The organism is Pantoea sp. R102 (assembly GCF_004916815.1).
Taxonomy (GTDB): domain Bacteria; phylum Pseudomonadota; class Gammaproteobacteria; order Enterobacterales; family Enterobacteriaceae; genus Pantoea; species Pantoea dispersa.
The window spans coordinates 57,801-67,789 of record NZ_SDFT01000014.1 but is presented as its reverse complement, the minus strand read 5'-3'; the positions used below and the strand labels follow the sequence as shown (position 1 = coordinate 67,789).

The 9,989-nt window shown below is 55.9% G+C and carries 11 protein-coding genes; 4 read left to right on the top strand and 7 right to left on the bottom strand.

Annotated features, from left to right (window positions below; genetic code table 11):
- A partial coding sequence (locus tag ERD80_RS02250) for an aminotransferase class I/II-fold pyridoxal phosphate-dependent enzyme (protein ID WP_136545632.1) occupies positions 1 to 593 on the top strand: 593 nt, incomplete at its 5' end.
- On the opposite strand, the gene ERD80_RS02245 is transcribed toward ERD80_RS02250, so the two are convergent.
- The 3 genes from ERD80_RS02245 to pagP all read right to left on the bottom strand — a co-directional run bounded on the left by ERD80_RS02245 (position 577) and on the right by pagP (position 2,254).
- Positions 577 to 1,002 carry a GNAT family N-acetyltransferase gene (locus ERD80_RS02245; protein WP_021508597.1) on the bottom strand — a complete coding sequence of 142 codons (426 nt, stop codon included), beginning with the start codon at positions 1,000 to 1,002 and terminating at the stop codon, positions 577 to 579. The two genes, ERD80_RS02250 and ERD80_RS02245, sit on opposite strands and share 17 nt — an antisense overlap.
- A 358-nt stretch (positions 1,003 to 1,360) precedes the next feature.
- Positions 1,361 to 1,570 (bottom strand): transcription antiterminator/RNA stability regulator CspE, encoded by a 210-nt coding sequence (gene cspE / locus ERD80_RS02240; RefSeq protein ID WP_010615627.1) that lies wholly within the window; start codon positions 1,568 to 1,570, stop codon positions 1,361 to 1,363.
- 150 nt (positions 1,571 to 1,720) lie between these two features.
- Entirely contained in the window at positions 1,721 to 2,254 is a 534-nt protein-coding gene (pagP, locus tag ERD80_RS02235) for a lipid IV(A) palmitoyltransferase PagP (protein WP_168714970.1), read from the bottom strand.
- Between the two features lie 997 nt (positions 2,255 to 3,251).
- Here pagP and ERD80_RS02225 point away from each other — a divergent pair.
- Complete coding sequence (locus tag ERD80_RS02225; RefSeq protein ID WP_021508600.1) at positions 3,252 to 3,497, top strand: hypothetical protein; 246 nt, start codon at positions 3,252 to 3,254, stop codon at positions 3,495 to 3,497.
- Positions 3,498 to 3,598: 101 nt separating this feature from the next.
- Complete coding sequence (locus ERD80_RS02220) at positions 3,599 to 4,681, top strand: malate/lactate/ureidoglycolate dehydrogenase (RefSeq protein WP_058769426.1); 1,083 nt, start codon at positions 3,599 to 3,601, stop codon at positions 4,679 to 4,681.
- A 33-nt stretch (positions 4,682 to 4,714) separates the two neighbouring features.
- Here ERD80_RS02220 and gntT read toward each other — a convergent pair whose 3' ends face one another.
- Positions 4,715 to 6,031 carry a gluconate transporter gene (gene gntT / locus ERD80_RS02215; protein ID WP_021508602.1) on the bottom strand — a complete coding sequence of 439 codons (1,317 nt, stop codon included), beginning with the start codon at positions 6,029 to 6,031 and terminating at the stop codon, positions 4,715 to 4,717.
- Between the two features lie 277 nt (positions 6,032 to 6,308).
- Between gntT and ERD80_RS02210 the strand changes: the two genes are divergently transcribed.
- The gene (locus tag ERD80_RS02210) at positions 6,309 to 7,454 is read left to right on the top strand and encodes an iron-containing alcohol dehydrogenase (protein ID WP_136545630.1); all 1,146 of its coding nucleotides are present in this window, start codon (positions 6,309 to 6,311) and stop codon (positions 7,452 to 7,454) included.
- A gap of 34 nt (positions 7,455 to 7,488) precedes the next feature.
- Here the strand turns inward: ERD80_RS02210 and ERD80_RS02205 are convergent, their stop codons facing one another.
- The 3 genes from ERD80_RS02205 to ERD80_RS02195 all read right to left on the bottom strand — a co-directional run bounded on the left by ERD80_RS02205 (position 7,489) and on the right by ERD80_RS02195 (position 9,906).
- A complete protein-coding gene (locus ERD80_RS02205) occupies positions 7,489 to 8,316 on the bottom strand; it encodes a Cof-type HAD-IIB family hydrolase (RefSeq protein WP_136545641.1) in 828 nt (275 codons plus the stop codon).
- A 109-nt stretch (positions 8,317 to 8,425) separates the two neighbouring features.
- Positions 8,426 to 8,887 carry an RcnB family protein gene (locus tag ERD80_RS02200; RefSeq protein ID WP_021508605.1) on the bottom strand — a complete coding sequence of 154 codons (462 nt, stop codon included), beginning with the start codon at positions 8,885 to 8,887 and terminating at the stop codon, positions 8,426 to 8,428.
- A 779-nt stretch (positions 8,888 to 9,666) separates the two neighbouring features.
- Positions 9,667 to 9,906, bottom strand: a complete 240-nt coding sequence (locus ERD80_RS02195) for a DUF1272 domain-containing protein (RefSeq protein ID WP_136545629.1) — start codon at positions 9,904 to 9,906, stop codon at positions 9,667 to 9,669.
- Positions 9,907 to 9,989 lie beyond the last annotated feature (83 nt).

The window sequence follows — 9,989 nt, the reverse complement described above, 5'->3', positions numbered from 1 at the left end:
AGGTGCTGGCGCAGAGTGCCACCCTGATTGTCGAGGATGATGGCATCGGCGATTTGTCGCGCTGGCCGGTATGGAGTCTCGGCCGCCACTATCCGCAGCGCACGCTGCACGTGCACTCCTTTTCCAAAGCCTACGGCCCGGATCTGCGGCTGGCGGTGGTATCCGGCACGGCAGAACTGGTGAAACGGCTGCAGTCGTGGCGTAACTTCGGGGTCAGCTGGACCAGCCGTATTTTGCAGGATGCGGTGGCCTGGATGCTGAGCGATGCGCCCACCCAGCAGCGCATACAGCAGGCTAAAGCCACGTATGCCGCGCGCCGTCAGCAGTTGCTGGCCGCACTGGCGCGGCGCGGGCTGGTACAGGAAGATCGCGACGGCCTGAGCGTGATGCTGCCGGTGGCGTCAGAGCAGTATGCCATGATCACCCTCGCCGCCCGGGGCATCACCGTGCTGCCAGGCGAACGCTGCAGCATCAACAGCGGACAGTTCATTCGCGTCAGCATTGCGCGGCTGCCGGCCGATCAGCTCGACAGCATCGCCGATGCGTTAGTGATTGCCTGCGGACGCGAGCTTAGTATCAGCCCAGATCTTTGATGTGATAGCGTGGCGATTCAACGTAGCCTTCTCGCGCATAAAACTGGTTGGCTTTCAGTCGCGAGGCGTGACAATGCACTTCCATGCGGTCGCAGCCGCGGGCGCGCGCCAGTTGCTCGGCGTGGTTCAGCAGTTGCTGGCCGCTGCCTTTACTGCGCTCGCCCTCGGCGATACAGAAATAGCTGATGCGCGCGAAATCGCCCGCTAATGCCAGCTGCGGAATGAAGTGCAGCGAAAGAAATCCCAGCACCTGGTTACCGTGTTCCGCCACCAGCAGCGTCTCGTCGGGATGGGCGCACAATTGCGCCAGCCGATCGCTGATAAATTTTTCCGTGCCGCGATAACCCAGCTCGGTTAACAGTGCACTCAGGGCAAAGCTGTCTTTGGCCTGTGCTTCACGTATGTTCATCCTGCCTCCTCCGTTCCCTGACTGCTGTTATATAGCGTTGCCGCTAAAAAATCTGCAAGTAAGCTTTGTTATGAGTATGTTACGGGAATTATCTGTGAGCGACGCCGCAGAATGTGCCTTGTCATGCCGCTGTCATGCTGGCTTAAGGCTGGCTTAATCTTGCTTTGCCATGCTGGCATAAATGAAGTTGCGAGGCATGGCACATGAAGAATCTGGTACCGCACTGTTTAAATGAATGGCTGGCGCTGTCGCTCAGTACGCTGGTGATTGTCGCCTGGGCCATTAGCTGGTGGCAGGGCTGAAAAAAGCACAAAAAAAACCCGCCATCAGGCGGGTTTTTAAAATTCTGACTGTTAACTTACAGAGCGGTAACGTTAGCAGCAGATGGGCCTTTAGCGCCGTCGGTGATTTCAAACTCTACACGCTGACCTTCAGCCAGAGTTTTGAAGCCGTTGCTCTGGATAGCAGAGAAGTGTACGAATACATCTTTGCTGCCATCTTCTGGAGTAATGAAACCGAATCCTTTGGACTCATTAAACCACTTAACGTTACCTTTGATCTTGGACATCTATATTACCTTTACATGAAAAATGGACACTAAACTGTGTCGGCATCTAGTACAGCAATTGCAGTGACATTTGTCCAGCACGAATTGATGAAAAAGTGATAAATATTGATTTTTTCCATGCCCTTCACACTTTCTGCGCATCTTCAGCGATTAAAACTGAAATCTTAACCAGGCAAAATAGACGTTGCCGTTGTTATAAGTGCCTGGAATGTAAGTCATTTGGAAGGTTGCCGGGCCATACCCTATCGAAGCCAGCGGCAATACCAGCGGAACCGGGATATATCGCCAGTTATCTCTGGCCGTCACGCCTGCGGTGTAACCGGCGCCCAGATGGAAATTCTGATCGTTCAGCGGTCGCCAGGTCGCTTCCCAGCCGTAGCCGGCGATGGGCTCCCACTTGTTAAACGAGTCTTTGAACGCCATGGCATACAGGCCGTGCCAGTTGCCCTTTTCATCCCAGCGCGAAACGCCACCGCCCGCGCCCCACGGCCGCTCGTTGTACTTTTTGATGTGTTCATCATCGTAAGTAAAGCGGTTGTGCCAGGTGATAGCCGGGACGTAAAGATCGTAATTTTGCGGTTGTGTCCAGGTTTGCGCCACGTTATCGGAGAAGGTATTCCAGCCCGATTTAATCGCTTCGCCTGTGGTTGCCGCTGGTGTCGAAAAAGAGACCGATGAAGTCAAAATACAGCCGCAAAAAGCTGCAGAAATACGCCAGTTCACAACAATGCTTCCTGTTAAATCATCCTGTATCCGGCAGGCACCGCGTAGCGCCACATCGCGCCGCACCGTGCTGCCGTGGGTTAATGGCTGATGCCACGAGCGTGTACAGCGCGCGCGCCACAGTGGCGCCAGTCGCACCCGGCTCTGCTGGCAATCAGCTGGTTAATTTTACCTCACTGCGCGAACGGAGTCGAAACGGCAAATAAACAAAACGCAGAGGGTAAAAGGTGCAGAAAATGCACTGCTCAGTTGATTATTACTTAGGGTGATTACTTAATATTCAGCAACTTATCCATAGAAATTGATTTCATGAATAAATTAATAAAATTTATCAATTGAACTCACCCGATGATTGAGATAAATCTCATCACTCCAGGACGGAGAGAGGAGGAACTGAGATGACAATTCGTTGCAGCCGCTGCGTTTGCGCCAAATTTTTTTATACAGTACCCGGCAAGGAAAAGGTCGACGATCCCGATCATCACGGCGCCTGTTGCGCCGCGTGCGGCAAGCCGATCAGCCTGCGCGATGTGATCCCGCTGTCATCCCTGCACCCGTCTTCTGCCGCCCGTCACGTTGAATAATGTTTTCAGGCACCCACCGGGTGCCTGAACGCGTCAGAAAATCAGTTTAAACACACCAGTAATCGTCAGTAACCCGACAATAAAGATGATGGCAATAATCCACAGTATTATTTTCATTGTTCGCTCCTTCAGGATGAAAAATAACGCATCGTGCATTCAGTATAGATGATTATTCCGGCTTCGCTGGGCGCTGCGAGCGCGATCCCAGTCACTTGCCTCAGAGACTGTTACCTGCTCTTTTTTTCTGCGAGCCCGGTCGCAGCTTATCGCTTAAGTTGCTATCCCGCCGCACGCGTAGCGCGCTGATTGTCTAAAATTACAGCGCCTGTAGCAGGCCTCAATTGTTCGCTATGTCTACGTAACAAGGAGATGATATGAGCACGATTAATACCAGCATGGGTCGTTACAGCCTCAAGGCAAAGGATCATGGCAGTCACATTCGTGGCAGCATTGCGATTAATGACGAAGGCGGTACGCAGCTCACCCTGCAAGAGTTTGATGAGCATTATCTTGACGATGTCGTCAACAACGTTATTTATCCAATCACGGGTGGGAACCGTGAAATTGCACGCGCACTGCGTGAACAGATGGTTAAAGCCGGCTTCGAACAGCCGCACTGAGTTTGTTGGGCCACGTGTTGTGGCCCTTTATCAGCCCTTACTTGCGGTTATTATCCATTTCAGCGCAGGATGCTCTCTCCCCCCATAAGGAGATTAACCGCGTGACTGAACTGCATCGTGTTTCCCCTTCCCGCTTACATCAGTTTGTTCAGGCTATCTGGCTGCATGCCGGTAGCAGCGCCGAAGAAGCGCGCCTGGTGGCTGACCATCTTGTTGCTGCTAACCTCGCGGGCCATGACTCCCACGGCGTCGGCATGATACCGAGCTACATGGCCTCGCTGACGCAGGGCTTTCTCCAGCTCAATCAGCACGTCAGCATCGAAAAAGACGCTGGCGCGGTCCTCACCCTTAATGGCCAGAAAGGCTTTGGCCAGGTGGCCGCGTACGAGGCCATGCAGCACGGCATTGAGCGGGCGAACAGGTTTGGCCTTGCGGCGGTCGGCCTGCATCATTCGCACCACATTGGCCGTATCGGTCACTGGGCGGAGCAGTGTGCCGCAGCGGGCTTTGTCTCCTTTCACTTCGTTAATGTGATGGGCGATCCGATGGTGGCGCCGTTTAACGGCAGCGATCGCCGCTTCGGCACCAATCCGTTCTGCGCGGTGTTTCCGCGTCGCGACGGCGAACCGCTGCTGCTGGACTTTGCCACCAGCGGCATCGCCTTTGGTAAAACGCGTGTGGCGTATAACAAAGGTCAGCCGGTCGCACCGGGCTATTTGCTTGATGCGCAGGGCCAGCCGACCACCGATCCGGGCGTGATGCATCAGTCGCCGTATGGCGCGCTGACCGCCTTCGGCCTGCACAAAGGCTATGCGCTGGCGACGATGTGCGAAATCCTTGGCGGCGCGCTGTCCGGCGGTCGCACTACGCATGACGCCACGCTGCTTTCCGGCACTGACGCCATCTTCAACGGCATGACCACCATAATCCTGAACCCAGACGCGTTTGACGCACCGGCGATGCAGCAGGAAGCCGAAGAGTTTCTCGCGTGGGTCAGGCGTTCACCGCAAAGTGGTGAGGCGGAGATTCTGGTGCCGGGCGAATGGGAAACGCGCAACCGTACAGCACGTGAAAGCGAGGGCATTCCGCTGGACAGCAACAGCTGGCAGCAGATTTGCGCAGCGGCACGCCAGGCTGGCATGCCGGAGGACGAACTGGCGGCCTTCCGCGCCTTAGCGCAGTAAGCCGCCGGGGCTGAGGCGCGGTGCCTCAGCCGGTTACAGCGCAGCGGACAGCAGCAAACAGCCCAGCAGACCGCACACCGAGATGATGGTTTCCAGCGCCGACCACGAGCGAATAGTTTCACCGATGGTCAGGTTGAAGTACTCCTTGAACAGCCAGAAGCCCGGATCATTGACGTGCGAGAAGATGACACTGCCGGAACCGACGGCAATGACCATCAGCTCCGGGCTGGCGCCGCTGGTGGCAATCAGCGGTGCCACAATGCCGCCGGCGGTAATCGCCGCGACGGTGGCTGACCCCAGCGCAATACGCAGCACCGCTGCAATTGACCACGCCATAAAGATTGGCGAGACGTTGGTTTCATGCATCATGCCGGCGATGTATTTATCGACGCCGCTGTCCACCAGCACCTGTTTGAAGGCGCCGCCGCCGCCGATGATCAACAGCATCATGGCGATGATTTTGATCGAGTCAGTGATGGTGCCCATCACCTCATCCATACTGCGGCCACGGTTAAGGCCAAAGGTGAAGATGGCAATCAGCACTGCAATCAGCGTCGCCATGATCGGATCGCCAAAAAATTCCGCGTACGGCAGCAGCACATGGCCTTTCGGCAGCAGCATTTCTGCCACCGCACGCAGCGCCATCAGGATTACCGGCACCAGCGCCGTCCACACGCTAACGCCAAAGCCTGGCATCTCCGCTTCACTGAAAGTTTTCGGGTTCCACAGCCCTTCCGGAATCGGCTTATCAATACCTTTCAGAAAACGCGCATACACCGGCCCGGCCAGAATCACCGTCGGAATACCCAGCAGCGTACCGTACAGCAGGGTTTTCCCCATGTCGGCATTAAATAACGTGGCGATCGCGGTCGGGCCTGGATGCGGTGGCAGAAAGCCGTGCGTGACGGATAAGGCGGCCGCCATCGGCACGCCGACATACAGCAGCGGCACGCGCGCCGATGCGGCAATGCTAAACACCAGTGGCAGCATCAGCACGAACCCGACTTCATAAAACAGCGCAAAGCCCACGGTGAAGCCGGTCAGCACCAGCGCCCACTGAATGTGCTTCTGGCCGAATTTTTCGATCAGCGTGGTGGCGATACGCTGCGCACCGCCGCAGTCGGCCAGCAGTTTCCCCAGCATCGCGCCAAAGCCCATGATCAGCGCCAGGCTGCCCAGGGTACCGCCGACGCCGGTTTTGATCGATCCAATCACTTTATTGACCGGCATGCCCTGCATCATGCCCACCGCCAGTGCCACCAGAATCAGCGCGATGAAGCCGTTAAGTTTGAAGCGAATCATCAGCAGCAGCAGTAACGCCACGCCAATTGCCACATAGAGTAATGGCATAATTTTTCTCCACTTTTGCGCTCGGCGTATTACCGGCAGCGGTTTGTTGTAATGGGACAAAGGGATTATCAGTGCCAGATGTTTCAGAATGCGACATCCTGTTACCGGTATCATGTTAAGGGTAACATTGACGGGAAAGCACCTGGTGCAGCGGGTGAATTTCTGTTTTGCGAAGGTGATCAACTTTTTGTCGGAGGTTTATCAGAATGTTTGCCCCGGCAGCGGCGTGGCTTTTGGTTACACTAGCTGTTTTATGCCAACCGATAAGGATCTGCAGGTGAGTGAGAATCTGATTGAGCTGTACAGTAATCAACAAACCCTGTTTGGCCGTGGCAGCATCGACCGCCTGGTCCCGCTGCTGGCGGCGAATCCGCAGCCCACGCTGCTGTTCTGCGGCCGCTCATTTCTCAACAGTCCGGCGTGGGCACGCCTGGGCGCGACGCTGAACGATCACATTCTGGGCTATGAAATTGTCAGCCATGAAGCCTCGCCAGACGAGATCGATGGCTGGGTGACGCGCTGGCGTGGCCACGTCGATCGCGTTGTCGCCATCGGCGGCGGCAGCGTGCTGGATGCGGCCAAAGCCTTTGGCGCCATGATGCAGCATCCGCTGAATATCGCGCGCTACCTCGAGAAAGTGGGCGATACGCCGGTACAGGCGGTCACGCTACCGCTGATCGCCATTCCTACCACCGCCGGCACCGGCAGCGAGGTCACGCAGAATGCGGTGGTGACCGATCAGCAGCACATTAAGGTGAAGGCCTCACTGCGCCATCCGGTGTTTGTGCCGCAGGTGGCGATTCTCGATCCCGATCTGCTCAAAGGTGCGCCGGATCGTGTACTGGCTACCTGCGCCATTGATGCCTTTACCCACCTGTTCGAGGCTTATCTGTCACGCAAGGGCAACCTGTTCAGTCAGCAAAACGCGCTCAACGGGCTGCAACTGTTCATGCAGGCGTGGCCGTACCTCAATCAGGACGACAGCCGCGGCGATGCGGCACGTGAAGCGATGATGATGGCATCATGGCTCGGCGGCGTCAGCCTGAGCAGCGCGGGTTTAGGGGTGATCCACGGTATTGCCGGCGAGTTGGGGGCGATTAGACCGTTCCATCACGGCGAAGTCTGCGGTCGTCTGCTGTTCCCGTTCCTTGATGTACTGGCGGAGAGCGCGCACCCCGAACAGCTGCGGCTGATGGCGGCGCTGGCTGAACGCCTGCTGCCCGATGAAACGGCACCGCCGGCGCTGGCGCTGAAAGCCTGGCTGCAGCAGCAGGCAATCGTGCCGTTCTGGCTGGAAGGACCAACCCTCGCTGCGGAAGAGGTCGACTGGATTGTGGCGCGCGCCAACAGCAAAAACGGCTGGGTCAATTATGATCCCGCCACGCTCACGGAGATGATTACCGCCGCGTGGCGCGTCGTCTGAGCCTTTCGGGCAGCGCATGCTGCCCGTTGCTTATTCAGCCAGCAAACGGCCCTTCCCCCGCCAGCATCTGCTCAATCACCTGCAGTACGCCTTCCTGGTTATTGGACGGTGCGCCGTAGCGCGCAGCGTCTTTGACCCGCTGCGGCGCATTCTGCATGGCAAAGCTGAAGCGCGACTGCACCAGCATCTCCAGATCGTTGCCGCCGTCGCCAAACGCCAGCACCTCATCGCTGCTGATGTCCCAGCGCTGCTGCAGCAGGCGCAAACCGTTAGCTTTGTGCAAGCCGGGCACAATCAAATCCACCGAGCCGTGCCCGCTGGAGGTCGCCGCCGCCGCGCCCTGATGCAGACGCTCAATGTCAGCCATCAGAATATCGACATAATCATCGGACAGATTCAGCGCAAACTTGAACAGCCGGTCATCGCCCACGTCCGCGAGGCTATCGATCGCCTTGAGGCGATGGCAGTAGTGACGCATTTTGACCAGCCACTGCTCATCCATGGTGTTGAAGTGATAAGCGCTGTTACGGCCGCAGAGGATGTATTTCAGGTTGGGATAGTTACCGCGCTGCAGGGTATCGAGCACGGCATTAACATCCTCGCGCGAGAACGCGCCGCAGAACAGCTCCTCATCCCTATCGAGGATCCACGCGCCATTTTCGGCGACAAAGGCGATCTCACTGGCGATGTCGGGAAAGAAGGATTTGAGCTGGTAATACTGATTACCGCTGGCGACCACAAATTTGATGCCGCGCCGCTTCATCTCCTGATAGCAGGCCTGAAAACGTGCCCGGTTGTACTGTTTTTTATCGTCGAGAAAGGTGCCGTCCATATCCACCGCCACCATTTTTACCATGGTCATCATGACTCCTTAACACGTTGAAAGGAAAAACGGGTTGTCCAGAGAATAACCTGGTGAGCGGTGAAAGCGGAGAGAAACACGGATGGCCGTCGCCATCCGTGCGGCAGGATTAGTTAAATGCGTTATTCAGCAAAATGGCGGTGATAATGCCGGTCGCGGCCGCCACTAACACATAATTTCCGTCGATAAAGGCCCAGTGCTCGCCGCGCGGCGGCTCATACAGACCGCGCGCCCGCCAGTCGTCGACGCGATAGTGTGGACCACGGAACTCCGGCGGTGCCGGATAACCACGGCGAAAATCATGACCGCGCCAGGCAAAGCGATCGCCGCCGCGATGTCCCTCCGGCATACGGTGGTCAGCATAGTGGTCGTGACGATCCGGGCCCGGTCCGCGATCGTGGCCAAAGTCACGACGATCATGATGATCGGGACCCGGGCCGCGATCCTGATGGCGGTCGCCGCCGTGCGGGTCCCAGCGAGGGTCACCGGGACCGTCGGCCCAGGAGACGCTGGAAAACAGTGTGCTGCATGCAATAAATGACGCAATAATCGTAAGTGTTGTTTTTTTCATGGTGTTACCTCCAGGGATAACGGCAGTCTGCGCGCCGTTGAGGCTTACTATTGCCTAAACAAAGCTAAAACAGCATTTCCAAAAGTCTTAAAAATCGGATACTTACAATACATTACGCCAGGTTAGCGCTTTCTTAACGATTGTGGAGACTTTATGGTGGCGTGGCACGATAAGGCTGGCAGGGAAATAAGCAGTTAATTCAGCGGAAATAAAGAAAACCCGATCGCGGGGATCGGGCGGACAATGCTATTTCCATAAAAAGCATAAAGCGGGGAAACCCTGCTAAAAAGAGGGTAAAACTGAAGCACACAACGCCACATCACTAGCATTGCCCGGAAAGAATAACATTCATCAGGGCAAAATACTTTCAGAAAAATTCTATTTTCAGAAAAAACCGTAAAAAACTTCATGACAGCAAAAATAACCATCAAACATAAATAACGCGAAAGGAAATAAGGTCCGTGCTCTGACCAGCTGTCGTCAGGAAATATAGCCAGCCCGTATAAGATATCGACACAAAATCACAATGCATTGAATTTAAGAGATAAAAATTAAGCCATACTATTTTTTAGTTATGCCGCCATTTAAGCCGACCGGCAAACTAGCTGGCCGGCACATTTCATTGATAACGAGAGCCCTATTGCTGCCCTGGCAATTAATCGATGTGCGTGATTAATATAACGCTAATTTTTCACTAAGCTGAAGCGTAAGGTTAAATAACCAGCAAGCGGGCGCACAATAATTATGCGCCGGCTATTAATCCAATTGCGCTGGCGAATTTAGCGGGGTGGCGCAGAAACATGATATCGCTGAGTTGCAGCCGGATGGCGCAGCAGCGCCTGCGCCGGACGTATCGGCCGCCGTACCAGCTCACCCGCACAGTTCGGGCAACGCTGCGCCAGCACGCCTTCCGCACAGTCAACGCAAAACGTGCACTCAAACGAGCAGATGCGCGCATCAGACGAGGCCGGCGGCAGATCTTTATCGCAGCATTCACAGTTAGGACGTAATTCCAGCATGGCACTCTCCTGTCAGGGTTCAGGACTATCATCGCCGCCGCCGCCCTGGCGCGCCAGCCTGTGAGCGGACATCGCGCGGACAG

What these genes read in the sequence shown, in the direction of transcription:
- ERD80_RS02225 (WP_021508600.1), top strand. Translation starts at nt 3,252, where the DNA reads ATGAGCACGATTAATACCAGCATGGGTCGTTACAGCCTCAAGGCAAAG.
- gntT (WP_021508602.1), bottom strand. Translation starts at nt 6,031, where the DNA reads ATGCCATTACTCTATGTGGCAATTGGCGTGGCGTTACTGCTGCTGCTG.
- ERD80_RS02200 (WP_021508605.1), bottom strand. Translation starts at nt 8,887, where the DNA reads ATGAAAAAAACAACACTTACGATTATTGCGTCATTTATTGCATGCAGC.
- ERD80_RS02195 (WP_136545629.1), bottom strand. Translation starts at nt 9,906, where the DNA reads ATGCTGGAATTACGTCCTAACTGTGAATGCTGCGATAAAGATCTGCCG.
- ERD80_RS02205 (WP_136545641.1), bottom strand. Translation starts at nt 8,316, where the DNA reads ATGACCATGGTAAAAATGGTGGCGGTGGATATGGACGGCACCTTTCTC.
- cspE (WP_010615627.1), bottom strand. Translation starts at nt 1,570, where the DNA reads ATGTCCAAGATCAAAGGTAACGTTAAGTGGTTTAATGAGTCCAAAGGA.
- ERD80_RS02245 (WP_021508597.1), bottom strand. Translation starts at nt 1,002, where the DNA reads ATGAACATACGTGAAGCACAGGCCAAAGACAGCTTTGCCCTGAGTGCA.